General features: G+C 38.5%; 29 protein-coding genes and 1 pseudogene. 16 read left to right on the top strand and 14 right to left on the bottom strand.

Annotated features, from left to right (window positions below):
• Positions 1 to 6: 6 nt before the first annotated feature.
• The 6 genes from G4Y78_RS06020 (at position 7) to G4Y78_RS05995 (ending at position 4,707) form a co-directional block, all read left to right on the top strand.
• Entirely contained in the window at positions 7 to 1,203 is a 1,197-nt protein-coding gene (locus tag G4Y78_RS06020) for a phage tail sheath C-terminal domain-containing protein (RefSeq protein ID WP_163832167.1), read from the top strand.
• Positions 1,193 to 1,696 (top strand): phage major tail tube protein, encoded by a 504-nt coding sequence (locus tag G4Y78_RS06015; RefSeq protein WP_163830719.1) that lies wholly within the window; start codon positions 1,193 to 1,195, stop codon positions 1,694 to 1,696. Before G4Y78_RS06020 ends, G4Y78_RS06015 begins: the two co-directional genes overlap by 11 nt.
• A 58-nt stretch (positions 1,697 to 1,754) precedes the next feature.
• On the top strand, positions 1,755 to 2,027 hold the full coding sequence (locus G4Y78_RS06010; RefSeq protein WP_163832166.1) for a phage tail assembly protein: 273 nt from the start codon (positions 1,755 to 1,757) through the stop codon (positions 2,025 to 2,027).
• Positions 2,028 to 2,130: 103 nt separating this feature from the next.
• Complete coding sequence (locus G4Y78_RS06005) at positions 2,131 to 4,131, top strand: phage tail tape measure protein (protein WP_163832165.1); 2,001 nt, start codon at positions 2,131 to 2,133, stop codon at positions 4,129 to 4,131.
• Positions 4,128 to 4,535: a phage tail protein gene (locus G4Y78_RS06000; RefSeq protein ID WP_163832164.1), complete on the top strand. Its 408-nt coding sequence runs from the start codon at positions 4,128 to 4,130 to the stop codon at positions 4,533 to 4,535. The genes G4Y78_RS06005 and G4Y78_RS06000 overlap by 4 nt, the downstream gene beginning before the upstream one ends.
• Positions 4,504 to 4,707, top strand: a complete 204-nt coding sequence (locus G4Y78_RS05995) for a tail protein X (protein WP_163832163.1) — start codon at positions 4,504 to 4,506, stop codon at positions 4,705 to 4,707. The genes G4Y78_RS06000 and G4Y78_RS05995 overlap by 32 nt, the downstream gene beginning before the upstream one ends.
• Here the strand turns inward: G4Y78_RS05995 and G4Y78_RS05990 are convergent.
• Positions 4,696 to 5,475 carry a hypothetical protein gene (locus tag G4Y78_RS05990; protein WP_163832162.1) on the bottom strand — a complete coding sequence of 260 codons (780 nt, stop codon included), beginning with the start codon at positions 5,473 to 5,475 and terminating at the stop codon, positions 4,696 to 4,698. The two genes, G4Y78_RS05995 and G4Y78_RS05990, sit on opposite strands and share 12 nt — an antisense overlap.
• 82 nt (positions 5,476 to 5,557) lie before the next feature.
• Between G4Y78_RS05990 and G4Y78_RS05985 the strand changes: the two genes are divergently transcribed.
• The 3 genes from G4Y78_RS05985 to G4Y78_RS05975 all read left to right on the top strand — a co-directional run bounded on the left by G4Y78_RS05985 (position 5,558) and on the right by G4Y78_RS05975 (position 7,397).
• On the top strand, positions 5,558 to 6,493 hold the full coding sequence (locus tag G4Y78_RS05985) for a contractile injection system protein, VgrG/Pvc8 family (RefSeq protein ID WP_163832161.1): 936 nt from the start codon (positions 5,558 to 5,560) through the stop codon (positions 6,491 to 6,493).
• Positions 6,494 to 6,559: 66 nt separating this feature from the next.
• The gene (locus G4Y78_RS05980; RefSeq protein WP_163832160.1) at positions 6,560 to 6,949 is read left to right on the top strand and encodes a DUF3574 domain-containing protein; all 390 of its coding nucleotides are present in this window, start codon (positions 6,560 to 6,562) and stop codon (positions 6,947 to 6,949) included.
• Positions 6,950 to 7,013: 64 nt separating this feature from the next.
• On the top strand, positions 7,014 to 7,397 hold the full coding sequence (locus tag G4Y78_RS05975) for a hypothetical protein (protein ID WP_163832159.1): 384 nt from the start codon (positions 7,014 to 7,016) through the stop codon (positions 7,395 to 7,397).
• Positions 7,398 to 7,715: 318 nt separating this feature from the next.
• Here G4Y78_RS05975 and G4Y78_RS05970 read toward each other — a convergent pair whose 3' ends face one another.
• From G4Y78_RS05970 to G4Y78_RS05945, 5 genes are all read right to left on the bottom strand, one after another.
• A complete protein-coding gene (locus tag G4Y78_RS05970) occupies positions 7,716 to 8,366 on the bottom strand; it encodes a hypothetical protein (RefSeq protein ID WP_163832158.1) in 651 nt (216 codons plus the stop codon).
• Complete coding sequence (locus G4Y78_RS05965) at positions 8,366 to 8,890, bottom strand: RHS repeat domain-containing protein (RefSeq protein ID WP_230425705.1); 525 nt, start codon at positions 8,888 to 8,890, stop codon at positions 8,366 to 8,368. Before G4Y78_RS05965 ends, G4Y78_RS05970 begins: the two co-directional genes overlap by 1 nt.
• Positions 8,891 to 9,018: 128 nt before the next feature.
• Entirely contained in the window at positions 9,019 to 9,381 is a 363-nt protein-coding gene (locus G4Y78_RS05960; protein WP_163832156.1) for a hypothetical protein, read from the bottom strand.
• A 113-nt stretch (positions 9,382 to 9,494) separates the two neighbouring features.
• Positions 9,495 to 9,734, bottom strand: a complete 240-nt coding sequence (locus G4Y78_RS05955; RefSeq protein ID WP_163832155.1) for a hypothetical protein — start codon at positions 9,732 to 9,734, stop codon at positions 9,495 to 9,497.
• Positions 9,735 to 10,656: 922 nt separating this feature from the next.
• Positions 10,657 to 10,893: a hypothetical protein gene (locus G4Y78_RS05945; protein ID WP_163832153.1), complete on the bottom strand. Its 237-nt coding sequence runs from the start codon at positions 10,891 to 10,893 to the stop codon at positions 10,657 to 10,659.
• 282 nt (positions 10,894 to 11,175) lie between these two features.
• On the opposite strand from G4Y78_RS05945, the gene G4Y78_RS05940 reads away from it, so the two are divergent.
• Entirely contained in the window at positions 11,176 to 11,943 is a 768-nt protein-coding gene (locus G4Y78_RS05940) for a substrate-binding periplasmic protein (protein ID WP_163832152.1), read from the top strand.
• 462 nt (positions 11,944 to 12,405) lie between these two features.
• On the opposite strand, the gene G4Y78_RS05935 is transcribed toward G4Y78_RS05940, so the two are convergent.
• A complete protein-coding gene (locus G4Y78_RS05935; protein ID WP_163832151.1) occupies positions 12,406 to 15,096 on the bottom strand; it encodes an NB-ARC domain-containing protein in 2,691 nt (896 codons plus the stop codon).
• Between the two features lie 410 nt (positions 15,097 to 15,506).
• On the opposite strand from G4Y78_RS05935, the gene G4Y78_RS05930 reads away from it, so the two are divergent.
• Positions 15,507 to 15,644 (top strand): hypothetical protein, encoded by a 138-nt coding sequence (locus G4Y78_RS05930; protein ID WP_163832150.1) that lies wholly within the window; start codon positions 15,507 to 15,509, stop codon positions 15,642 to 15,644.
• A 33-nt stretch (positions 15,645 to 15,677) separates the two neighbouring features.
• Here the strand turns inward: G4Y78_RS05930 and G4Y78_RS05925 are convergent, their stop codons facing one another.
• Positions 15,678 to 16,406 carry a DsbC family protein gene (locus G4Y78_RS05925; RefSeq protein WP_163832149.1) on the bottom strand — a complete coding sequence of 243 codons (729 nt, stop codon included), beginning with the start codon at positions 16,404 to 16,406 and terminating at the stop codon, positions 15,678 to 15,680.
• Positions 16,407 to 16,737: 331 nt separating this feature from the next.
• On the opposite strand from G4Y78_RS05925, the gene G4Y78_RS05920 reads away from it, so the two are divergent.
• Positions 16,738 to 17,610, top strand: a complete 873-nt coding sequence (locus G4Y78_RS05920) for a PDZ domain-containing protein (RefSeq protein ID WP_163832148.1) — start codon at positions 16,738 to 16,740, stop codon at positions 17,608 to 17,610.
• A 200-nt stretch (positions 17,611 to 17,810) separates the two neighbouring features.
• Here the strand turns inward: G4Y78_RS05920 and G4Y78_RS31320 are convergent, their stop codons facing one another.
• From G4Y78_RS31320 to G4Y78_RS05900, 4 genes are all read right to left on the bottom strand, one after another.
• Positions 17,811 to 18,323, bottom strand: a complete 513-nt coding sequence (locus G4Y78_RS31320) for an IS630 family transposase (protein WP_163836397.1) — start codon at positions 18,321 to 18,323, stop codon at positions 17,811 to 17,813.
• A gap of 38 nt (positions 18,324 to 18,361) precedes the next feature.
• Positions 18,362 to 18,868 carry an IS630 family transposase gene (locus G4Y78_RS31315; RefSeq protein WP_163832145.1) on the bottom strand — a complete coding sequence of 169 codons (507 nt, stop codon included), beginning with the start codon at positions 18,866 to 18,868 and terminating at the stop codon, positions 18,362 to 18,364.
• Positions 18,869 to 18,921: 53 nt separating this feature from the next.
• Positions 18,922 to 19,167 carry a hypothetical protein gene (locus G4Y78_RS05905; protein ID WP_163832147.1) on the bottom strand — a complete coding sequence of 82 codons (246 nt, stop codon included), beginning with the start codon at positions 19,165 to 19,167 and terminating at the stop codon, positions 18,922 to 18,924.
• Between the two features lie 407 nt (positions 19,168 to 19,574).
• A complete protein-coding gene (locus tag G4Y78_RS05900; protein ID WP_163832146.1) occupies positions 19,575 to 19,799 on the bottom strand; it encodes a hypothetical protein in 225 nt (74 codons plus the stop codon).
• Between the two features lie 289 nt (positions 19,800 to 20,088).
• Here G4Y78_RS05900 and G4Y78_RS05895 point away from each other — a divergent pair, with 289 nt between their 5' ends.
• The 3 genes and pseudogenes from G4Y78_RS05895 to G4Y78_RS31305 all read left to right on the top strand — a co-directional run.
• Positions 20,089 to 21,024: an IS1595 family transposase gene (locus G4Y78_RS05895; RefSeq protein WP_163830705.1), complete on the top strand. Its 936-nt coding sequence runs from the start codon at positions 20,089 to 20,091 to the stop codon at positions 21,022 to 21,024.
• Positions 21,025 to 21,806: 782 nt separating this feature from the next.
• Positions 21,807 to 22,313 carry an IS630 family transposase gene (locus G4Y78_RS31310; protein WP_163832145.1) on the top strand — a complete coding sequence of 169 codons (507 nt, stop codon included), beginning with the start codon at positions 21,807 to 21,809 and terminating at the stop codon, positions 22,311 to 22,313.
• A 23-nt stretch (positions 22,314 to 22,336) separates the two neighbouring features.
• A pseudogene (locus tag G4Y78_RS31305) lies at positions 22,337 to 22,864 on the top strand (IS630 family transposase); the annotation flags it as partial.
• Between the two features lie 171 nt (positions 22,865 to 23,035).
• Here G4Y78_RS31305 and G4Y78_RS05880 read toward each other — a convergent pair.
• Positions 23,036 to 23,971, bottom strand: a complete 936-nt coding sequence (locus G4Y78_RS05880; protein ID WP_163830705.1) for an IS1595 family transposase — start codon at positions 23,969 to 23,971, stop codon at positions 23,036 to 23,038.
• 246 nt (positions 23,972 to 24,217) lie between these two features.
• Here G4Y78_RS05880 and G4Y78_RS05875 point away from each other — a divergent pair, with 246 nt between their 5' ends.
• Positions 24,218 to 25,273 (top strand): hypothetical protein, encoded by a 1,056-nt coding sequence (locus G4Y78_RS05875; protein ID WP_163832144.1) that lies wholly within the window; start codon positions 24,218 to 24,220, stop codon positions 25,271 to 25,273.
• 245 nt (positions 25,274 to 25,518) lie between these two features.
• Here the strand turns inward: G4Y78_RS05875 and G4Y78_RS31630 are convergent, their stop codons facing one another.
• Complete coding sequence (locus G4Y78_RS31630; RefSeq protein WP_408022091.1) at positions 25,519 to 25,761, bottom strand: DUF6316 family protein; 243 nt, start codon at positions 25,759 to 25,761, stop codon at positions 25,519 to 25,521.
• Positions 25,762 to 25,853 lie beyond the last annotated feature (92 nt).

The raw sequence follows: 25,853 nt of genomic DNA, 5'->3' as shown, positions 1-25,853 counted from the left end.
ATCCCCATGACAGACGAATTTCTCCATGGCGTCGAGGTCGTTGAAATTGACAGCGGCCCACGCCCCATACGTACCGTTAAAAGCAGTGTGATCGGTTTAGTCGGTACTGCACCCGACGCGAAAGACGACGTTTTTCCTTATGACACCCCGATTTTATTAGCCGGCAGCTTAAAAAAAGCGAAAGCACTCGGTAAGCAAGGGACGTTACCAGCCGCCTTGCAAGGTATTTTTGATCAGATTGGGGCGATGGTGGTGGTTATTCGGGTTAACGATAAACCGCCTGTATCCCCAGAAACCACGGATAATGAAAATACCGCACTGAATGCCATTATTGGTAAGCAAGGCGAACCTAATACCGGCATGTATGCCTTCCTGGATGCGAAAAGTACGGTCCATGTCGAGCCCCGGATTTTAATTGCCCCAGAATTTTCACATATCAAGGCCGCCGCCCAAAAATTGGTGCTCGTAGCAGAGCGATTAGGTGGTATCGCGATCATTGATGGCCCTAACACGACCGGTGAAGAGGCGGTTAAATATCGTGATGTATTTGGTAAACGTTACGCTTACCTAGTTGATCCCTGGGTTAAAGTCTGGAATAGCGACATAAACGAAGGTAAAGGTGGCATTGTCATTGAACCCCCTTCGGCTCGTGTGGCGGGATTAATGGCTAAAATTGATAACGATCATGGCTTTTGGCATTCCCCGTCGAATAAATTAATTAACGGCATTTTAGGTACGGCTCGACCGATTGATTTTAAATTGGGGGATAAAAACTGCCGAGCCAATTATTTAAATAGCCATGATGTCACTACCATTATTCAGGAAGACGGCTACCGTCTCTGGGGTAACCGGACTTGTAGTGGTGATCCGAAATGGGCGTTTGTCAGTGTAGTGCGTACCGCAGAAATTATTTATGACTCACTGCAACGGGCACATCTATGGGCGGTTGATCGTAATATCACGAAAAACTACATCGCTGATGTCACTGAAGGGGTGAATAATTATCTACGTCGGTTAAAAAATATCGGTGCGATTTTAGGCGGCACCTGTTGGGCGGACCCGGAATTAAATACCCCTGACGCCTTAGCCGATGGTAAGGTGTATTTTAATTTTGATTTTACCCCACCCGCGCCAGCGGAACACATCACCTTTAATGCCACCTTAACCGACGATTATTTTAAGGAGGTGTTTAATGCACGCTAATCACGTCGCTTATGCCACGTTATTTATTGATGGGGCCAGCCAAGCGGGACGGGTTCAATCTATCACCTTGCCCAAGCTTACCCTTAAAACTGAAGAGTTTAGAGGCGGTGGCATGGATGGGGTCACCCATTTGGATTTGGGGATGGAAGCGATGGAGCTGAGCTTTACCATTGACGACTGTAATACCGACGTCCTTAAGCATTTTGGTTTCCAAAAAGGCAAACAGGTGCCGTTTAATATAAAAGGTGTCCTGCGCAATCCTGGTCAGGGTGAACAAGGGATTGATGCGGTTTGTCGTGGTTTAGTCAGTGAACTGGATTTTGGGGAGTGGAAACAAGCCGAATTATCCAGCTTAACCGCCACCCTCAAACTGGATTACTACAAACTCACCATTAACAACCAGCTGATTTATGAGATTGATGTGGTTAACCATGTGCGTAACGTGGAAGGCACTGACCACATGCAGAATATTCGAGAATTATTAGGCTTATAAAAAAACAATCATTCCAACCAATTAACAAACAAAAAACACACAACACAATAGGTACACCATGAGCGAAATTATTAAATTGAATTACCCCGTCGAGCGCAACGGCGAAGTCATTAATGAAGTCACCTTACGCCGCCCCAAAACCAAAGATATGAAAAACATTGAAAAACGCGGTGGCGGTGAAATTAGCCAAAGCATTCATATGATTGCAGATTTATCCGGCTTGGATATTAAAACCATAGAAGAGTTAGATGCCGCTGATTTTCAACACTTGAATGATGTGGTGGCGGTTTTTTTAGACTCGACTGGCGATCGGTCCAGCAAATCTGTTTAAACCTGTCGTATTATCTGCGAGGTACCCCATTGTCCGAGCTGTTAGACATGGACCTCGATGACCTGCTTGATTGGTACAAATCCCTTCCTAAGCAACCATAATCATGGCCAATAAACTCAATATTGCCATTGGCGCTTATATCGATAAGTCGCTGGTAAAAAGCTTTAAAAAAACCGAATCCGCTGCCAGTAAACTAGGTAAAGCCTACCGGGAAACCAATAAAAAGCTGGCCGCTGTACGACAGGTAGATCGGTATCGCCAACGCTTGGCTCAATTACGTCGGCAACAGCAACAAGCCGGGGGAAGTAATCAACAGTTAGCCAATGCGATTCGGCGTACTGAGCAATCCTTATCGCGTGCTTCTCGCTCTGCACAACGCTATGGGGTGAATTTAAATAACCTGGCCCGCACCCAGCGACAGTTGCAGCGTACTGCTCGTTTTCAAGGACTTCAGCAATCAGGGATGCGACGGCTTGGCCAGTTAAAAACTGCCGGTAAATGGGCTGCTGGAGGCTTAGCCGGGGCAGCGGGTGGACTGTTAGCCATGGTAAAATCCACGGCGGATCGAGGTGACCCAATTGCCAAACATGCCGCCAAATTGGGATTTACTGTTGAAGGACTTCAAGAGTATCAATATGCCGCTGAGCGTTCTGGGGTATCAACAGCACAGTTTAATACCGCTTCCCAACGGATGGTACGACGGGTGTCGGAAGCCGCTGCTGGGATTGGTAAAACCGGTAAAGCACTCAAAGAATTAGGGCTGGATGCCAAATGGTTAAACTCGCTGAAACCGGAAGAGCAGTTTGAGCAAATCTCCGAAGCGATGAAGCATATCCCCAATAAAGCGGATCGTGTCCGGCTGGCCATGAAGTTATTCGACACCGAGGGTGTTGGGTTGGTTAATATGTTGAATGGCGGAAAAGCAGGCTTAGAAGCATTAAGAAAAGATGCCAGAGCGACTGGTAATATAATTTCTAAAGAAGATGCTAAAAATGCCGAGGATTTTCAGGATGCGTTTTTAGACTTTAAACAAATCATTGGCAGTGTCAGTAAATCCATTGGGGCCAAGTTTATGCCCTTGGTTACCCGTATGATGATTAAGTTTAAAGCCTTTCATGAAAAATACGGCGCTCGATTTAATCAATTATTAATCCACATGGCGGATTCCTTAGTGAATGTGGGTCGCTTTATGTGGAACCTGGGTTCGACGGTTATGACTGTCGCTGGCAAAATAAATAAATTTATCGAGGCCACTATTGGCTGGAAAAATATCGCCGCTGTCGTCGCCGCTTTGGTTGGGGTGAAATTAGTCGGTGCGGTATTAGCTGCAGGTGCTGCGCTAATGACGATTATTCCAGCAATAAAAGCCGTGGGCTTAGCCATGATGGCCAATCCGATTGGTCTAATCATTAAACTCATTGCTGTTGGCGCGACGTTGATTTATACCAACTGGAGCACCGTTTCTACCTTTTTAGGGGATACCTTTGATGCCATTGCTAGTGCATGCAGCTATGCATTTGAAATAATTAAAAAATACTTTCTCAACTTTACGCCACTTGGTTACATCGTTTCCAGCTGGGATAGCATCAGTGGCTTTTTTAGCAAACTATGGGATGGTATTGGTCAGGCGTTTGATGGTGGTGTGGCGGGTATTGCCAAAAGCTTTTTAAGCTACTCACCATTAGGGTTAATGATGAAAATCTGGCAGCCCGCCATTGATTGGCTACGCAGTAAATTTAAATGGATTAATAACGCCATTGAAAAGCTTAAAGGCATTAAGCGCTGGTTTACGGGTGATGATGAGGAAGAAAAGCAAACCGTTGCAGGCAAAGTCAATCAGCGGATGCAACAACGCCGAGCCCAGATACAAGAAACACAAGGCGTCAATGCCAAGCAAATCGAAAGGCGGCTGCAGCAAATTAACCAACAGAAAAACATAAATGCTACCACCCACATTAATGCACCAATCACGATTCAGGGCGCAACTGGTATGTCTGCAGAAGAAATTGCCCAGCAGGTTAATGCCAAGCTAGAAGAGCGTGAGCAGGAAGCCGAAGCCCGACAACGCAGTGCTTTATACGACATGGATATGGCGACCCTATGAGCTATACACTGCTTAAGCTGGGTGATTTTATCTTTTCGATTAAAACAGCCAGCTATCAACAGCTGCGCCAACAATGGCAATTTAAATGGGCTAGTCAGCCTATTATTGGGGGCTATCCCCAGCAGCAGTATACTGGGGAAACCGTGCGAACCATGACTTTAAGTGGCGTTATGTACCCTGGCCAATATGGCAGCCGTGATAGCCTACTGCATATGGTAGAGCTAGCCGGAACAGGTGCGCCCTTTATCCTAGTAGCGGGTACTGGCGAAATACTCGGCTATTGGTGTATTACCCAAGTAAACGAAAACGGCTCTTACCCAGATAAAGAAGGCAAGTGCCGTAAAATAGAATTCAGCGTGAGCATAACCTACTATGGCGACAATCTACCGAACAAAGGACGGTGATACACTGGATTGGATTTGTAAGCAGTATTATGGTGATGAAAGCGTTGTACTGCAGGTATTAGAGGCTAATCCGGGGTTAGTGGAGCAAGGGCCTGTTTTAGTGGCAGGCATAAAAATTAGATTGCCTGAGCTGGCCCCTATAGCCCAGGCTGCAGAAAATTTATGGTCTTAACTCACCTTCCTTTATATAGAGTCTAAGCAATTTAAACTTTTTGATATTTTCAGCTGGTGCCCAAGGTGGGTCTATAACAGTTATATTTGTTACTCCCAAACTTTTTAGGTCAGATAAGGAGTAGTACCAACCTTCATATTGGTCCTTTTCTTCAAGGTTATCTTTACCTAGATAATTCTTAAGTGATAGCTGGTACTTTTCTTGTTGTCCTAACAGAGGTAGCTGGGGAGAAACTCCAAGCTTTTTATATAGATTTATTTCTCGCTTACGATCTCTTATAAGGTCTGCCTGAAATTGTTTTAATACTTTCTCTTTAGTTAGAATACGATCTTTTTCTGGTAAAGTATTTATATATTCATCTAAACCAGAAAAATCTTTATCAAAATCATTATCTTTACTATTCACACTACCATGAAAACCAAAGATAGCTGCTTTTTCTAACACCAACTGTCTTCCGGCAGGAAGGATGTAGTTTGCACAAGATGAAAAGCAATAGTCTACTATTTTAACATTTAATTTATTTTTATAAATCCACTCAGCCAAGTCCATTCCTAAACCAATTTCTCCACCTTTACTCTTAATAGAAAACCAAGTAGGTTTGGTTTTAGATTGATTGTAAAGATTGTAAACTTTTTCATTGGCTTTTGCTGATAAATATCCTTGATAAGTAATATTATTAGCGTCAATAGTTACTTTTGTTTCGTCTTTAGGTTGAGCAATAGTGTATGTTGAGAGCAAAGAAATAAGAATAATAAAGCAACTTTTCATTAGTACAGCCTAATAATTTCTAAATGAGCTGAGTATTTTACCTCAAACCCTCTAAGTAAAAAATTTAGTACTTTCCACTACTATGTTAATTAACTACCAAATCACTATCTCATCTTACCCAGTCATCATCCAAAACCACCTTATCAGCCTCGAACTCACCGATGAAGCAGGGATCAAGTCAGATAGTGTAACCCTTAAGCTTTCTGACCCTGAAGGTAATTTACCCATACCCGCCAAAGGCACCAAGCTATCAGTCGCTATCCAGAATATTCATATGGGTGATTTTATTATTGATGAGGTATCACTCTCTGGTCCACCAAATCAAATGACCATACAGGCAAAAGGCGCTAACCTTCGAGATCAGCTCCGTAGCCCTAAATCCCGTTCATGGCATCAAAAAAAGTTGGTAGATATTGTAACCACAGTTGCCAATGACAATGGCTTGAAACCTAAAATTGCAGAAATATTTACGCCTATTGTCATTGATCATATAGACCAGACAGAAGAATCAGATATTAATTTTTTAAGTCGTATTGCATTGGATCATGGGGCGATTGTTAAGCCAATGATGGAACATTTGGTGTTTGTTGAGCGAGGGAAAACCAAAACAGCAACCGGTAGGCAACTATCGCCTATCACTATTACCAAAGTTAGTAAGTGGAACCTTAAGGCACCTGATCGTCAATATTACAAAAGTGTGACAGCTAAGCACCATTCGACAGAAGAAGGTAAAACCAGCCATGTCAAAGTAGGTAATGGTGAGCCGGTTTATACTATTAAAATGATATACCCAACCAAGGAAGCAGCCCAAGTTAGTGCTAAAGCCAAGCTAAGTGGTTTAAATGATACAGAAGCCAGTTTAAGTATAACCGTGGTGGGTAACCCTGAATTAATAGCTGAAAGACCTGTGATTATTCAAGGTGTAAGAGCTGGCGTAGATGGTCGATGGGTAGTGAAGCAGACAAAGCACTTGGTAAGTGCTTCGGGGTATACGACGAGTGTTAGTTTAACTAAGTGAAGTATGACGGGGGTTACATCATAGTGACATTCATATATAGTTAGCTTCTAAACTAGGGAAAGAACCATGAAAAAAAGACTATATTACTTCTTAGTGTCAATAATAATTTTGGTCAGCACTTCAACTTCCAACGCAGATGAGTTGTATAGGTTGAGAATGTTTTTTGGCTTATCTCTTCCTAGCGGAGGCGGTGTGTCTTTAAAGGAGTGGCAGTCTTTTCAACAAGACGAAATAGTAAAGGTTTTTGAAGGTTTTAATGTTGTGGATTCCGTTGGTTACTATAAAGGCAAGCCCGAACGTTCTAAAGTAGTGACTGTCATAGTTAACTCTGAGGGCACCACAAAAGCTAAGGAATTAGCGTCCCTATACGCACGGAAATTTAAGCAAGACTCTGTAATGATTGTTCAAGTACCGGTTACGGAATGGAGCTTTGTCGGTCCTGATTATAAAAACTAAGCTAACAAGTAGCTGCACCGGACGCGCTAACGCGCGCTCAGTGAGCTAGGCGTTATACGCAAAAATGAAATACTGCTATAGCTCACTATTAATATTAAATGAAGATGATATTGCAAATATTCATCCTTCAGATAGAGAGCTGGTATCAAAACAATATACCAGTGGCTGGCAGCGCTGTTGTTTCGAATACTTAGGTGAAAGTGAAGGGTACAAAATACTCAAGGATGGCGAGAATATACTTAGAGTCAAAGAAGCATATATTGAAGAAGTTCCAGCTCCTGGTTTTAAGGTAGGTGAGGTTGTTTTTCTTCCTCGCAAGAAGGTGAACGGAGTAATAAAAAAAATACACTGGCATATTAAAAAGTGTATGCCAATCTATACAATTGTGGTAAATGGTAAAGTCTCAGGCTATCAATATTTCGATACCGACATTGAGGCCATCGTATAACCAGCAGTTGAATTAGGATGTCAATTACTACACTGCGCAATTGCCACCCACTAACCGATCGTTAACATTACAATAAACTCTTTTCTGATTAATTTTCTACTTCATTAGTCTACCTTTACTTGCAGTGTCTTTGTAAGTAGTTTTTCCCTTGTAGAAGGAGACTCCATGTCTAAGCCTATCCTTGCCTGGATAGAAGGCAAGTGCCGTTTAGCAATTTTATGAAGTAGATAAATGAGGAAATAAATCGATAGGAGGGGAGAGCAGGCAAGCCCGCTGATTAACAGGGGATTACCTAATTTAGAATACACTTATTTTGACCTATTTAGTCCATGACCAAAATGACTGATCTATTGTAACAGCATATCTATCTTGTATATCAAAATCTTGACTTTCCAATAGCAGGTTTCTGTGCATTGAAATCCCTTTTTTGTAGTACTCCATGTATTCACCTTTAGTTCTTTTTTCTAGTTTTATTTCATTTCTTACACAGCTGACTATATTGTGAACTATTGACTTTCTTAAAAATTTTATATCATTTATGTAAGAGTCAAGATTTTTATAAGTTAATACTGGAGTATACTCATACCCACCAATAAGCATCCTTGCATTGATTTCTCCATTATCACTACTCCAAACAAATAACTCTCCACTTAAATGTTCAAAAGCATCATCTTTCTCTTCCTGAAAAAAACCTTCTATGAAACAGGAATATAAACCACTATAGTTTGCTATGTTATTCAAGTTTTCAATTATTCTATTCAAGCTAATAATTTTCAATCTCTCAGAAGTAGCCTTCGGCACCCTAAGAAAAGCACCATTTATAAACTCAGATGTATAAGAAAGTAAGTCACTAATATTAACATACAGTTTACTTGTAGGACTATCTGTTAACAATACTCTTGAATACCAGTTAGAGTATTGATTTAGCATGAAAGTATCATCACTTTTAAGTTGAAATAGCTTATTCATTATTGCCTCCTCATCCGAAGACCCCGAGCCCGAGCTGCCTTCTTCTCTAATCTAACTCGTTTCTTTATATCTTCACTAACTTTAGGTGGAAGTTCTGACTTTGTTGATGAATAATGATATCTACCATGGCCATCATTGCTAAATGTACATACTTTACCTTGATCATCTACAGCAAATGCTCTTGTAGGCCTACCTAACTTGTCTCTACGATTAGGGTCTAAACCTGGAAAAGACTTATCAAAAAGACCTCGAGCATCAGGCCTTTGGGGAGAAACAGGCTTTCCTTTCTGAGTTTTCTGACCATTTGTATGCTTTGGGTTTTTCTCATAAGAAGCTGGTAAGTTATTTTCGTTTAATGCATTAACCCAGTCAGGATTTAATCCTAAAAAATCGAAGAAATTTAAAGGGTTATTGAGTACATAAGCATAAGTATTCAACCCAACTTCAAGCCCAATCGGATCACTCTGAACATAGCGCCCTAAATTCGGGTCATAATCCTTGAAAATCGATGGGGAGGCAGACAAGCCCACTGATTAACAGGGGCTTACCTACTTAGATTACCATCAAGCTGTATGGTCAATTATTTGGTTAAAAGTATGGTGGTAATTTGGTACGCTACACATATACAACGTATATTTGTTTATATTCAGATTTAATTACAGTCTTTATTTAAGAAATTATTAGATTTTAAATACATGCGAAACCTTTCAACTACACTAGGAACTCCGTCAAAATAATCTTCATAGAAATACAATTCTGATAATTCTGGCGGATCAAGGTAATATTCACCATCCTCAAATTCTCTTCTAACCCAATTCGAAGGTATGTTGTCATCAATAACTTCAAATAGTTCTTTTGGGTACATATATGGTTCACCATCATCGGCTAGTATCCTGTAGGAATCATGATCCATACCCAAGACATTATATATACGGTTCGAGGTTAATCCCGGCTGGTAGGAACCGTTAACCTCTATACCAGTTTCATTGACATTACTAATCGATTTTATCTTCATATCATTTATTTTAGCTAAAAAGGGTCATGTGCACCATTAGGTTTAAGCCCAAATTTTTGCCCTCCCTTTTTCTCATACCAATGCCACTCTCGACCTTTATCGTCTATCCCTGCTCATTTTTTCCAATCTTTGGGTTTCCCTCCAAATTTATCACATAGTTCTCGAACCTTACGAAGGTTATTATCATCAGCAATTTTTCGAGAATTTTTAAAAGCAGTAGTCAAGGATTGCCTTGAAACCTGACCAAGAAGCTCTGAAAAGTTACAATAAATATGTCCAGAACCACAACTATTTAACCCCAAAATATCTACGAATTTTAAAGGATTACCTAATACATAAGCATATGTATTCAACCCACCAGCTAACTCAATCGGATCACTCAGATTACCATCAGCCCGATAACCAATAACTCAGAAACAACATGATGGTAATTTGAACTTCTATACTAATTTTCATTATTGTCACTATCTTTATTTTTTTTTTCAAAATTGACTTAATAGAAATCCAGTTATGCGTATAGTCTCCCCTAGAGCGATTGTTCTGTAAGAATGTTGATTGAGGTTTTGTATCATCAAAAGCAAATAAATACATTAATGGGCCAACAAATGGTATTAAAAGTATGAGTCCACCTACTACTTTTAGCCAAAGCTTTATATCCTTGAATAACAGTTTAAAAAGTAGTACTAAAGAAACAACCTCTGATAGTATCAACAATATTATTAATTTATTGTCCACGACGTTTACTCATAAAATTATCGTTAATACTTGTAAAATATAAAGTTGCAATAACAAAACCATCGCAAAGTGTCATACTCTCTAAAGTAGTTGTAGTGCAGCCCTGATTCTGCATCATAAACCTGCTCAGGAAAACGCAGTGCAACCACTGTTTTCTGACCATATACATCTTCATTGGCCTAACCAACCCCAAAGGCACCTGATTGTAATTGAACAAATTCTACGCAGAACTAGAGAAATATCAAATTCAATTCGCGTATATTAATTTCAGTGATCGACAATCCTATCGATCATAAATGTGAGTGATTATGGCTCGGTAACTACGTAAAAAATATCACCTATGCAAGCTTGACAAAGAACTCGAAAAACGAATTAGAAAGGAAAGCTAACCCAATATTGGGCCTACTATATGGTGTGGATAGAGGTATGACTTAACACGGTTACTTACAGCTCAATAGTAACCAATATTCAAGGGAGGACATACATGTCTCTCTAGAAAATTAATAATTTATAATTATTATTAGTACGCTAAAGAAATAACTACTTTATTTTATCAAGTACCAGCTCTAAAGTTTGCTTAGACTGAAAAGCGACATTACGCAGTTGTAATTTTTCGCTTCTCAGCAACTGATTCTCTTCTGCTAAATAGTAAAGAATACGATATAGCTCCATGAGAGGTATATTCTGATATCCCTGTGATCTAATAAAGGCAAGTATCACTTTATTAGTTTCAGTTGAGTTCATAAGTTTCGACAACCAGGGTTGCTTTTGCTGCATTGTTGATCCTTTTACTAACTGTAAAAACGAATTTAAAGTGTGGGTACAACGCAGTGACTTTAAAAGTTAATTATATCGTAGCGTTAGGGGAAATACATCACTTAATTGATATTAGATTTCCTAGAATTTCCTATTTTTTAAAAAAATAGGTCATTAATGGTCATAAAGGGACATTAAAGGACATACTGAGCATCAATTTATTTTAGATGGTTAATACTAGTCCCCCCTCCTCTGCTATTCTTAGGTAAGAATTAATAAAGTGATTCAAGGTTAATGGTCAAAATGCTTTATAGATTATTCACCATCAGTTTATTACTTACTGCCCTATCAGCTCTCAGTTGTCCATTACAAAAGCTAACTTACATAACTGAAGACTACCCTCCCCATAATTACCGAGAAGATGGAATACTGAAAGGCGTATCTGTTGACTTACTACTTGAAGCCTTAAAGGCCATCAACTGTCCTATAGAAAGAGCCAGTATTAAAGTCTTACCCTGGACACGGGGTTACACTATGATTCAAAGCCAACCAGATATTGTGTTGTTTGGTACTAGCCGACTTAAAGAGAGAGAAAAGCTGTTTAAATGGGCCGGCCCTTATATCATAAGCAGAATATCTCTTATCGCTAAAAAAGACTCTAATATAAAGATTCTTAACCCCAATGACCTGAAAAACTATACTATTGGCGTTGTAAAAGATGACGCAGGAGAAAAACAAGTAAGAAAAGCCGGTGCTAGGTTAGTAAACTTGAAATATGGTAATAACCACCCTGAAACACTCGCAAGTATGTTAGCTCTAGGACGTTTTGACCTTTGGGCTTATGAAGTCAACGTAGCTAAGTGGATGTTTACTAAGTTGGGTTATAACATTAATAAGTTTGAAGTTGTTTACTCGTTCCAATCAATACCAGCATATTATGCACTCAGTAAAAATGTGCCGGATACAACTGTTGCATTGTTACAAAAAGGGATTGATAAGGCTGCTAATACACAACTATCTTCAGGCCATACTTTATTGGATGAAATTTACTCAAGATATGGTTTAAAGTGAAACCATCAAAAATCACACGAAATTCACACGAGCACGAAAAATTTTAAAAAAATCCAATAAAATCAAGTAGTTATAACGGCAAGACCAGGTTTTCAATTCCCGCCGCCTCCACCACTTTCACTCACCTTAAATTTACTCAAATCCCTTTAAAATCAACCACTTATAACATTACCTGAAAATCTTACAGGGTGAGGTTTTGTCCAAAAGTGGGGACTGTTTTCGCACTCGTTTCGCACTCAAACGGGCTTTGATCAATAACTAAACTACTGATCGATGTAGTTTATAATAATGCTTTATTCTAAATTAACTTCAGTAAAAGTACTTTTGACTAACTTGCCTCCTATTAGATAGTACGCATCTTTACCCAACAGCTCCTTGATTGATTAGCCAGTTGTGCATAACGAAACTAATAACAGGTATGTCACCTTCAACGTCACCTAGAGCCACCTTTTATTTGACTTACTAGAACTGAACGATATCAGTAACAGGTATAGCTTTTCCTTCATCAACTGAGTCACAAGGTTTCACAAATAATCGATCCCCCTCGGATATGTTCTCCCATATGAAGCGTAAGTTGCCTGAAGCATTACCTTTTGTAAGATAATACTCTGCTCCAGTTTTATCGCGAGCAAACTTATTACTTGAGTCTTTCATTATATGGTACACTCGTACTTCCACATAAGATGAATCTATATTATCAAGGTTGACTTCATTTTTATTCTCAAAAACAATACTTGTAAGAGGATTGTTTTTAAACTCTAACTTGCTCAATGTAACAACAGTATTTTGAATTTTATAAATTTTTTCATCTGTGTGTTTTTCAAGAGACTGTTGATCGATTATTCCTTTGTAATGGCTTTTGATGAATTCAAAACATAGGGTGCAGAAATCTACCCATTGAGGCTCTGAATAAAGCTTAGGTATTACATAACAAATTTCATCAAATATTTTTAAGCTTTGTATACATGGACTCTTTAAATATCCGGCAATTTTGAAGACTTCGTTCATTACAGAAACACTTTGTGATAATCCATCTGTATACGTATTTACATTTTTGTGAAAGCTATTTTCAACACTTCTCTTATATGCTGTCGATCTATAACCTCCAAACAATGCAGAATATTTCTCTCTATCTTTCCATTTTGTCGTCAACTCAAAAATTTTTTCGTAATCCCCTCCCCACAACAGAGACTGAAATGTACCATGATAAACGCTAACTAAGAATTTATTGTCGGGGATATCTTGATTCTCACAAAAATCAAATAATTTTAAGTAATTCTTACTACTACTTTTATAATCCTTAGCCCGAAAGCAAACATCCGACAAAACATAAAGGTTCAGTGGGTTTGCTTTGTCAATTTCTACAGCGAGCTGTGCTTGAACTATAGCGACCCTAAAGTCCTTTAAAACGGATAATAATCTAGAATACTCTCTTTGAAAAATATCTATATCCTTAAATGTTTCATATGATTGTTTGAAGTCCTTCACCAGGATAGACATTTTCTCAGTGTCAGATTTTGAACATCTATGAAAACGCCCAAGTAATATTTTTAAACTTTGATTTGTTGTTCTTGGAATATGCGTTACATTTAAATTTGATATAGATAATTCTTTTTGCTTTTTGTCAACTTCACTCGCTTGTCGCTCTATCTTTTCTTTACGTGCGAGTATTTTCTCACGCAGAGAGAAATTACTCGTTTCAAGTAATAATAAATCTCTTATTGAAGGGCTTAAATCGAATAGTTCTACATCATCATAGACCTTTCGTAAAAGTAAGCTTGTTGGTATTAATTCATTCATTGCATTTGAAAGTTCATCTAAGTCAATCTGAAGTAACGAACAAAGATATATTTTTTCTCGTTCTCCTGATAAGAGAAGCGCCTCTAATACACTAATGGAATTCAATGATAGAGATTCAATTAAATTTCTGAAAGAGAACTCAGCAATTTCATTCTTAGTACTTGTAATAGCAGTCTGGACAGCGCTTCCATTGATTATTTTATCAACCGACAATCTAATTGCTAATGGGTTGTAGTAACAGCTAGCTGCAATTTTTTCAGAGAATTTTTCCCCAATGGACTTGCCACCTCTCTTTTTAATATAGGAAAAAATCAGGTCTATAGAGTTCTTTTTGCCCAGAGGCTCTAGAGTAATTGACTGGTTTGAGTTAATCATGGTTCTACTCGTTACAAGTATTCTCCACAAAGGTGGTAGCTCCAAGTTTAATTCATTAAATGCTTCTGGATTGTCCCTTAATAGGGTTTCTAAATTATCAATACATACTAATAGCTTTTGATCTTCTAAGTAATCTTTGCATTCTTCAAAGTTATCAAATGGCACTTCATATGTTTCTTCTGCTGCCTTAGTCAACTCGGATTTAAGTTGCTCTATGGTTTGAGGGGCTGTTCTTTTTTTTATTCCATTAATAGTTAGACTTTCAGTTTTTAGCGATATGAATATTATTGCATCAGCGTATGATGATGTTTTTGGGTTTGTTATCTGTTGGTGTAACATGTCAAGAACCAGAGCTGTTTTACCATAACCACCTGGAGCAATAACAGCTACCGTATTAACCCTTGGATTTGTTAATAAATTAATAAGCCTTTCACTTTCTTTTTCTCTACCAATTAATCCTGTTATGTCATGTTCAAATTGCTTAGGAAGATTATTTCTAACTTGAAATAACGCACTATCTAACCACTCATCAGGTGGATCATTAATTTTCCCTTGTTCAGCCGAAAATAAGCAACTTTGTATTTTTTGTATTCCAAGAGCAGAGATTAATGGGTCACTTGCAAATGCTGCCAATCTATACCAATAACAATTAGGGAAGGGGCGATTAGGATGAGCTATTGCATTTCTTATCTCATACAGCGTATATAACACTGCTAGTTTTGATATTTCATTTACAAACCTGTATAGTGAGGTATTTTTTGTAGCAATTAATGCTAGTTGAAATACTTCAGCTAAATATGTTTGCTCTAAAACATCACCTATCGATGAAAGTTTAATGTCACCTCTCCTTTCCTGAAGAGTTTCTACAACTGAGTTTGGTATATCATTTACTTTTTTCTTGATATACTCTCCAAATGACTCTTCTATTTCGAAAAGCAGCATTCCAGCTTTACGCCTATTTAAGTTGCTCTCAGACATATTCATTCCTTTTTTGAATTTATATATTCTGAGGTTTACATTTCATATAATTATTAATACTGTGTTCGAGTAAAAACCTTCACTCGAACACCATTAAAACATTATCCAAACTATTATAAATAATAAACCAATTACACAATATTTGGATTATATTGAATTGCACTAGATAAAATTTCATTAAATGAAATCAACTCCTTCTCCCTATACCCCTTAGCTCACAAGCAATTACAGCTACTAACTGCTCTAACTAATTTTTCACAAACTTTTTATGACACAAAACCCGCAGGTGGGGAGGATGAGTGCTTTTTCCCAGCCTGCTAGCTTCTCAGTGAAACTGATGACTGCCATTAGTAATAAATAGTTTGTCATAAGTTTGATATACAGCAGAAGGATTAGAAGCCTCATAGAATATGGCTTTAGTAAGTGGGTTAAGTGGTATTTATTCACTTAAAAGTGATTTTGCTGCAAATGCATTATTTTGGATTTTTGATGTTAACCCTGAACTAGCGGTTAAAGCTCTACACTCTCAACCGTTGTCTAATTTGTAAGGCGGACTATTCCGCCTAAACGACAACCCCATATTATTTTACACCTAATAACTCAGCCAGTTTTTCTGCTGACTTATACCCTGGGACTAAGTTTCCATCAGCTAACACCAAGGAGGGAGTACCTCTAACCCCGCTTCGTAAGCCCAACTTATATTGCTCTTCTACCGGGTTATCACACTTGTTTTCCGCAATTTCCTGACCTTTTTTCGCTAAGGTTATTGCCTCTTTAGGGTCTTTAGCACACCAAACATTTTCCATCATGGCATAAGTCTGTGACTTCTTGCCTCTCCTAGGAAATGCGAGATAGCGTACTTCTATTCCCATCTTATTCAATTGAGGCACTTCCAAGTGCAATTTACGACAATAGCCGCAGTCAACATCAGTAAAAACTGTGATATGCGCTTTCGTTTCTCCTTTAGGAGAGAAAACCACCATTTTCTCTTTTGGTATTGCATTAATTAACTTAGCTAACGCTTTGCTACGTGCCTGCTTTGTTAGGTTTGTCGACTTGTTGCCTTCGATTTTAACCATATCTCCATTAAACATGTAACTACCATCAGCATTAGAATAAACCAGCTTGCCATCCGAAAACTGCACTTCATAGATTTCTTTCATTTGTGTTTCAGTAATTCGGTCTATTGTCCTCTTATCGTCCAACTGGCTTAGCTTAGTTTTGATCACCTGCTCAGGGGTGTCAGCGATTGCGGAACTTGCCGCTAATGAAATCATGATTCCAAGGGCTACTTTAAGAAAGGGTTTCATACAAATCCTTTTTGTGTTTTAAAGTCCATTTATTCAAAAGTCTAAAGAAAAACAAATTACCTCTTGCCGATGATTATAGCAGTGTTCTGATCAACTTTACCCAGACATATTTTTTGGAGATTTTTCAAAAAAACAGCAACTTTTTTATTACTGTCTTATTGATGCAACCTATTTATTAATAGTTTAGGACAGGTCCATATAAAGATGATGTCATAAAACAACACAGCAAAAGCTGTATCATAAACTTAATCACTTACAACACCTTAAGTATTATACTCTTTTTAAGGCTACTCCTATTGCATTTAGCAGCATCTACGAATAAGTGTGGGTAATGCCAAATTCCGTTGTGCTACTTCTGAGTGGAGCTTTTATCGGGGTGGGGATAGGTGTTGGAACATTAACATTGACTTCCTCACCTGAACAGAAAACGCCCGCCCATACCGTATCGGCTTCTCAACGCCCCCCAACAACAATCCCTTTGGCTACGGCTCCTGTTGTGGAAACCCATGATCTCGCCCGACTCGAACAACGGGTTGGCACGCTGGAGCGAGATCTTGCTCAGAGCCTAAGTATGCAGCAAGAATTGACCAAGCTATTAGAAGAAGTGCTTCAGGCACAAATGCCTGGCTCAGATAGGCTAACCTCTCAGGGAATGTTGTCAAAGTCAGACGCAGAGTCAGCCAAAGATGGACTCACCCCGAAGAGCAGTCGAAGTAAAAAACGCGAGCAACTGGAAAAAGCCGGTTTTGATCCTAAAACTATTCAACGGATTAATGAAATTCGAATGAAGCAGCTACAGAGTTACTACGAGGCCATTCGTAACCCTGGCACCAAGCAGTCTAGAACAAGTTTCAGCGAAGCAGTGCGCAAGGAATTAGGTGATACAACATACGACCGTTATTTGTATGCTACAGGTGAATCTAACCGGGTGAGAATTAGCGAGGTATATGAAACCTCCCCTTCTGAAAAGGCAGGCTTAAAGGCTGGTGATATTATTCTGAGTTACGATGACGAACGGATCTTCACAACGAGTGATTTATATCGTCAACTCCGAAAAGGAGAAGCTGGCGAGTCGATCCCAGTGCGTGTACGCCATAAGAATGGCAATGAGTCCACGATTTATCTGCCTCGTGGACCCTTTGGTTTTAAGGGTGAAAAAGATATCTCTGAAAATCCCGATGCTCCCTTAACTCCACAGCCCTAAACCTGAATTTTGATGCTACAAAAAGCTCCATTTACTGTATTAAACACGAAAAAAAGGGGTACTATCCTGGATTACAACACGAAGGATTAACATGACAGTCATGAGGAGGATTATAGCAGTTGTCTGGGCATTGTGAATTACAACTATTAACAGGGCACCCAAGTTGACATTCCTCGGTAGTGTAATACCAATCCTGTTTATTAGCTTGTTAAAACAGCCCAACATCTGGAGCACAAGCTTTTAATGTTATTTTTCTTATTCACAAATACATTCCATGCCTCACAACAAGACTCAACAATATCATTGAAATTTTTAAAACAACGATTTGCCAGTGAATCTTCTCTCAGTTTTTCCCATATCCGCTCTACCGGGTTAAGCTCTGGGGAAACGGGTGGTAAATTTAATAGCGTGATATTCGCAAGTATTTCTAGGCGATGAGTCGTATGCCATGCCGCTTGATCAACGATAACCAGTCCGTGTCTTCCCTTAGAAATGGCTTTTGAAATTTCTGTTAAGTGCAACCTCATTGCTTCTGTGTTAGCAATAGGTAATACAAGAGCCACTCCTCTATCTTTAGCAGGACACACAGCGCCAAAGAGATAAGCTGACTCAAACTGTTGTTGCTTTACCACTCGTGGACGCGTACCTTTCTCTGCCCAAATACGCGTACAGGTATTTTGCTGACCCACTCTGGCTTCATCTTGAAACCAAATATCAACTTTATCTGGAGAAACGCATGAGGGAAGTACTTTTAAGGCCTCTTTTTCAAAGTTTTTTTAAATGCTTGCTGTTTATCTGGGCGATGATTAGGATGTTTAGATCTTGATGTAATCCAAGAAAGTCCTGCTTTATGCAATACTTCATAAATACTACTTAAGCTGTAGTCTATATTAAATTGTTCCAGCAGCAACTGTTGTATGTCTTTACCCTGAACTCTACCGCCTTGACGATGGTTTTGTAAGGTAATAACCGCTGCTTTAAATTCATTATATTGTGAAGGACAAAGAAACGGTTTTTTTCCTCTACCGGGTTGTTCATAAAGTCCTTCAAGGCCATCTCGTCTAAAACGGTTGAGCCAGTCCTGAATGGTATTGTTTGATTTCCTTAATGCTCGTGCTATTTCAGTTTGAGACCAACCTGCTTGTAAATGAGCCATCGCTAATAAGCGAAGCCGTGTTCTTGGATGTGGTTCTCTGTTCAGTAAGGCATCAAAGTCGTAGTCATACAATTCATCTGGAATAGAAGCAATCCTTGCCATTATTAAATTCCTAGTCAAATTAAGTGAAATACTGTGACCAGGTATTTTACAGATTATTTACCACGATTGGTATAAGACAGTGTACGTCCTCCATTAGGAATAAATGGGGTGCCACTGTCGTTTCTAGCGAGGAGTAATAGCAATGAGTTGCCTTGGTAGGGTTTGAGAGTATTGTTTTGCTGATCCGTTAACTCACCTGCATAACTATAGATTCCGGTAAAAATAAAACATGAGCAGAACATAGCTATTTTGATTGGTGTTATACCTAAATACTTCTTAGTAAGGTTTCGCTTTTTCATATCAATTCCTTTTATAACTCAAAGAAAATACTTTTTTACCTTTTGGGGATTGTGACTATCATTAACGAACCTAGGCTTTAGTTTTTTCAAGAGATACCCTCTGAGTCTGCATAATTTGTTATATTGCTATCAAAAAAATTCCTTCAGCCCGACTACTCGGCCGCAAGCAACCGAGTTTACGCCGACCTGATTGACCTTCGGTCAAACGGAATTTTTACAGTTACACTCGGGAGCAAGCTCCCGAGATATCTTTCTTTATATTTTATGAAATATTCAAGTATTAACGTTATTTTGGTAGCAACTCATTTATGTACACCCTTATTTACTTACTGTTAAAAATAACCAGTATTTTGGAGGTTGATTTTTAATTAAACTCATCAATGAGTCACTATTACTTTTTCAAAGCTCTAGCTACAACGCGGACCACAGTCATCAACACAAGAAGCAGGCATAGGAGGGGATGGTTCAGGACAAAGTGTGGAACAGAATGGTCCATCATCAACTAATGTTTTACAATCTCCTGCATCAGTTGGATTTCCACACTCATCGTCACACACATGTGCATAGCTGTTCATTCCTGCAAACATAAAGCATAAACAAAGCATTCTTCCTAAAAGACTTCGCTTATTCATCTGTATCTCCTTTATATTTAAAGAAAGGGTTAATTAAGATTAGTATTAAAAATATTTCCCTTCTTCACTTCTGTTACTGCCATTAACCACTTTTAATTACAAACGCTACACCATGCGTCTAGCGCTTCGGCTTGAATAAAGCCGAAAAAACCATTATCAAAAATAATAGCTTTATTGTATTTCTCTATTTTTAGTTTCCATTAAACACTTACCTAATTATCACTATACCTAAGCCATTAACTGCTGTATATTTGAACAGCATGGAAACTTAATTGAGAAGGTATAAATAATGGCTATCAACAAAGTTCAATTTCAAAAAGGCCTGAGTTTAAACGAGTTTCTCAAACAATATGGTACAGAAGAACAATGCTTTAATACCTTATACAAATTGCGATGGCCAGAAGGTTTTCAGTGCCCCAATTGTGGATACGACAAATGCTGTCAACTCACTACTAGAAAACTTCAGCAGTGCTATAAATGTCACCAGCAAACATCTGTAACTGCAGGTACTATCTTTGAATCAACCAAATTACCATTAAAGACTTGGTTCCAAGGGATGTATTTGATCTCCCAAGACAAAAAAGGTATATCAGCCATAGAATTACATCGCCATTTAGGTATTTCCTATCAAGCTGCCTGGAGAATGAAACATAAGCTCATGAAAGTGATGCAAGAAAGAGAAGGCACCAAGCAATTGTCGGGTTTTATTGAAATTGATGATGCCTATCTTGGTGGCGAGCGTACAGGTTGCAAAAGAGGTAGGGGAGCAGATGGGAAAATACCTTTTGTAGCAGCCGTAGAAACAACAAAACAAGGTCAACCGACACGAATTAAACTGAGCATTTTAAAAGGGTTTAATAAAGAAGAGATAACGGCTTGGAGTAGGCAGAATTTGGCCAAGGGCAGTACCGTAATCTCCGATGGACTGGCCTGTTTTAATGGTGTCATAGAAGCAGGTTGTCTTCATGATAAAATTGTATGCGGTGGTGGTCGTGCATCAGTAGAGGAACCTGAATTTTATTGGGTTAACACCATCCTTGGAAACTTAAAAAGTGCTTTACGTAGTACTTATCATGCTATTCGGGCTAAATATGCACAACGTTATCTTGCTGAATTTCAGTATCGATTTAATCGAAGATTTAGCTTAGTAGAATTTATTCCTAGGCTAGCATTTGTAGCACTGAGAACACCTCCACTACCAGGTAAGCTACTAAATATAGCTTAGGTATGATGATAATTAGGTAAGGTTTTGTATGTTTTTTATCATACTGCAATCCCTGTCATACAAATTACAATACTTATGCTTGGCTAACCTGGCGCAGCTATATTCGTTAAGTTTCGATAATCAACTAATAACAGATTAGTTAACTGTTACATTTAGACTATTATCAAACCCTCTCCAAATAAGTAAGCCCTTGAAGATCTAGACATGTAAACTAACCCTCAAACTACTCGTTTGAAGAAGTCAATATTAATAAATAAGGCCACAACGTAATAAATCATATCACTGTCATACCACTCTATTATTACTGTATTTAAATCAAACAAACACTTCACTTAAAGCCATTAAAATATTTTCTTTCCTACAGCAAATTATAAATCAATTACACGATATCTGAACTAACCTGAATTACACTAGATATAATTTCATTTCATGAAATGAACCACATCACCCTACTCTCCTTATTTCACAAGCTATTGCAGCTATCAACTGTTCAAACTAACTTTTCACAAACTTTTTATGACACAAAACCCGCAGGTGGGGAGGATGAGTGCTTTTTTCCAGCCTTCTGGATTCAAACCTCATGCAACGACTGCCTGCAGCTCTCTTTGAAAGACTGTCGTAAAAATAAGTAACCTAAATTTCATAAGACTTTAACACGACAACTGTGCAATGTTTGAACAGCACAAACCTACAGTAACACTAGCAATTAATACCAATCGTGGTAAATAATCTGTAAAATACCTGGTCACAGTATTTCACTTAATTTGACTAGGAATTTAATAATGGCAAGGATTGCTTCTATTCCAGATGAATTGTATGACTACGACTTTGATGCCTTACTGAACAGAGAACCACATCCAAGAACACGGCTTCGCTTATTAGCGATGGCTCATTTACAAGCAGGTTGGTCTCAAACTGAAATAGCACGAGCATTAAGGAAATCAAACAATACCATTCAGGACTGGCTCAACCGTTTTAGACGAGATGGCCTTGAAGGACTTTATGAACAACCCGGTAGAGGAAAAAAACCGTTTCTTTGTCCTTCACAATATAATGAATTTAAAGCAGCGGTTATTACCTTACAAAACCATCGTCAAGGCGGTAGAGTTCAGGGTAAAGACATACAACAGTTGCTGCTGGAACAATTTAATATAGACTACAGCTTAAGTAGTATTTATGAAGTATTGCATAAAGCAGGACTTTCTTGGATTACATCAAGATCTAAACATCCTAATCATCGCCCAGATAAACAGCAAGCATTTAAAAAAACTTTGAAAAAGAGGCCTTAAAAGTACTTCCCTCATGCGTTTCTCCAGATAAAGTTGATATTTGGTTTCAAGATGAAGCCAGAGTGGGTCAGCAAAATACCTGTACGCGTATTTGGGCAGAGAAAGGTACGCGTCCACGAGTGGTAAAGCAACAACAGTTTGAGTCAGCTTATCTCTTTGGCGCTGTGTGTCCTGCTAAAGATAGAGGAGTGGCTCTTGTATTACCTATTGCTAACACAGAAGCAATGAGGTTGCACTTAACAGAAATTTCAAAAGCCATTTCTAAGGGAAGACACGGACTGGTTATCGTTGATCAAGCGGCATGGCATACGACTCATCGCCTAGAAATACCTGCGAATATCACGCTATTAAATTTACCACCCGTTTCCCCAGAGCTTAACCCGGTAGAGCGGATATGGGAAAAACTGAGAGAGGATTCACTGGCAAACCGTTGTTTTAAAAATTTCAATGATATTGTTGAGTCTTGTTGTGAGGCATGGAATGTATTTGTGAATAAGAAAAATAACATTAAAAGCTTGTGCTCCAGATGTTGGGCTGTTTTAACAAGCTAATAAACAGGATTGGTATAATAGGCTGCTACTTATTCATAAAAATTCTTCAAAAAATTAAGAGATAGATTGTTTATATCTGAGATTAAGACTATTACTAACCATCAACTAAAACGTCGTTCCTGTTTTAGTTCCTCTTCTCAACTACAAAAAACTTCCTAATTATCATCATACCTAAGCTATATTTAGTAGCTTACCTGGTAGTGGAGGTGTTCTCAGTGCTACAAATGCTAGCCTAGGAATAAATTCTACTAAGCTAAATCTTCGATTAAATCGATACTGAAATTCAGCAAGATAACGTTGTGCATATTTAGCCCGAATAGCATGATAAGTACTACGTAAAGCACTTTTTAAGTTTCCAAGGATGGTGTTAACCCAATAAAATTCAGGTTCCTCTACTGATGCACGACCACCACCGCATACAATTTTATCATGAAGACAACCTGCTTCTATGACACCATTAAAACAGGCCAGTCCATCGGAGATTACGGTACTGCCCTTGGCCAAATTCTGCCTACTCCAAGCCGTTATCTCTTCTTTATTAAACCCTTTTAAAATGCTCAGTTTAATTCGTGTCGGTTGACCTTGTTTTGTTGTTTCTACGGCTGCTACAAAAGGTATTTTCCCATCTGCTCCCCTACCTCTTTTGCAACCTGTACGCTCGCCACCAAGATAGGCATCATCAATTTCAATAAAACCCGACAATTGCTTGGTGCCTTCTCTTTCTTGCATCACTTTCATGAGCTTATGTTTCATTCTCCAGGCAGCTTGATAGGAAATACCTAAATGGCGATGTAATTCTATGGCTGATATACCTTTTTTGTCTTGGGAGATCAAATACATCCCTTGGAACCAAGTCTTTAATGGTAATTTGGTTGATTCAAAGATAGTACCTGCAGTTACAGATGTTTGCTGGTGACATTTATAGCACTGCTGAAGCTTTCTAGTAGTGAGTTGACAGCATTTGTCGTATCCACAATTGGGGCACTGAAAACCTTCTGGCCATCGCAATTTGTATAAGGTATTAAAGCATTGTTCTTCTGTACCATATTGTTTGAGAAACTCGTTTAAACTCAGGCCTTTTTGAAATTGAACTTTGTTGATAGCCATTATTTATACCTTCTCAATTAAGTTTCCATGCTGTTCAAATATACAGCAGTTAATGGCTTAGGTATAGTGATAATTAGGAAAAACTTTACGTTAATTTTATGAGCGTGTAAAAATACATGGCTTTATTTAATAAGGGAAATTTGTAAAAGTGTTCGCTTTGAATGAAGTACAGAGAAGTACAAATTATTTCTAATTTAACTATGCACAAAATAAAGGACTTAATACCAATTCAAGGATGCTAATACTATGAAACTATATCGTTTTTTTACCATGCAGTTTATCTTTTTAATGGCTTTACTGAATCTCAGTTTTTCGGTACACGCAGCCTGTGTACAAACAGATGATTTAAGTGGTACGCAAACATTCACCTTGTATGCAGGACAGAATATTGATGCGGGTACAGTCTCTGTAACCGTCAATGGAGATAATCTTGATGTTACCTATAGCACTACAGGTGGTTGGGAATTAGTTGAGACACATGTTTGGGTTGGCAGAAGCTTAGCTGATATGCCTCAAACCCGAAAAGGTAACCCTATTCCTGGTAACTTCCCCTACCACTCTGGAGATATCACAGGGCAAACCAGTTATACTGAATCAATTCCACTGAGCACACTACAGTTTGTATGCCCAGAGGATGATCAAGTCTTTAAGCTAGCTGCACATGCTGCACTAAGAAAAGACAACGGAAGTGGTGGATATGAAACACAAACGGGCTGGTCAGATGGGTCACCTATTGTCGATAAAGGCAACTGGGCAACCTACTCTGAGTTCACCTTAACTTGTGCCTGCGACCAAACCGGAGGAGGAAATGGTGATAGCTGTGAAACAGCATTTGCATGGAATGCTGCTGATAGCGACTCAACCGATGACCAAGCACCTTCAGTTTGTTTCTTAACAATTGATGAAGATGGCAATGGCACCACTGATTTTAATCGCTGGGGTTGGAGTAATGGCACCTTAGCTGTTGGCTCTCACACATTCCAGTTATGGGCAGCAGCAGGTCAATGTGATTTAAATAAAGGGACACTGGTCGGTTCAGTTACTGTTAATTACGATGGAAGTACAGCAACAGTTTCCTATTTTACCAATGCCCCCTACTCATTGGCCGAAACCCATGCTTATGTAGGTAGTGAGATATTACCTCGTAACGGACAGAATGAGTTTACTGTTGCACCTGGTCAATACCCACAAATACATGACCCATTAGCCGAAGGGACCACATCAGATAGCTTTACGTTTACAGGGTTATCAGGCTCTGTATATGGCGTATTCCATGCTACAACTTGTGGCTTTGAAGAATAAATTTTGAGGTATACCAAGAGTTGAAGGCTAACTCTTGGTATATAGACCGCAATATTCATTCAACTGACCACTTTTATGATTTCCTCTATTTTCTAAGCATATAAAGCCACATTTCTGTGGCTTTTTTATTAAAAATAAGTCTACACGTATTATTCTACAACTACATTTATATAAATAATATCCATTCAGCCTTTACATAACAGTAGATTCAATTTTATTAGGATAAAGTCAATTAGATATAATACTTAAGACTTATTCTTCTGTGTATATTTAAAATAAAGTTCAAGTGTCGTAAATGATGCAAGAGTCAAAAAATCCAAATAATCATTAAGACCTTGTTTAGCTGATTCCTTATTAGAATAAGGTCCAAGAGTTGGGCCTTCTCTTGTATAAAAATACCACTTGTGATTTGATTGATAATAACGACCATTTAGTCTTTTTGAATATATATTACACTGACTAGGATTGTCATCACTTCGTATAGCCATCATTTTCCCATATAAACTAAACAAAGTTATAAAAAATTATCTTGTAGCAATACTCGATCTTATGTTTATATTTTATACAAACTAATCGTATT

The sequence above is a fragment of the Spartinivicinus ruber genome, assembly GCF_011009015.1.
Classification (GTDB): Bacteria; Pseudomonadota; Gammaproteobacteria; order Pseudomonadales; family Zooshikellaceae; genus Spartinivicinus; species Spartinivicinus ruber.
Note: the sequence above shows the minus strand (reverse complement) of the source record. Positions and strands in the feature narration are given on the sequence as shown.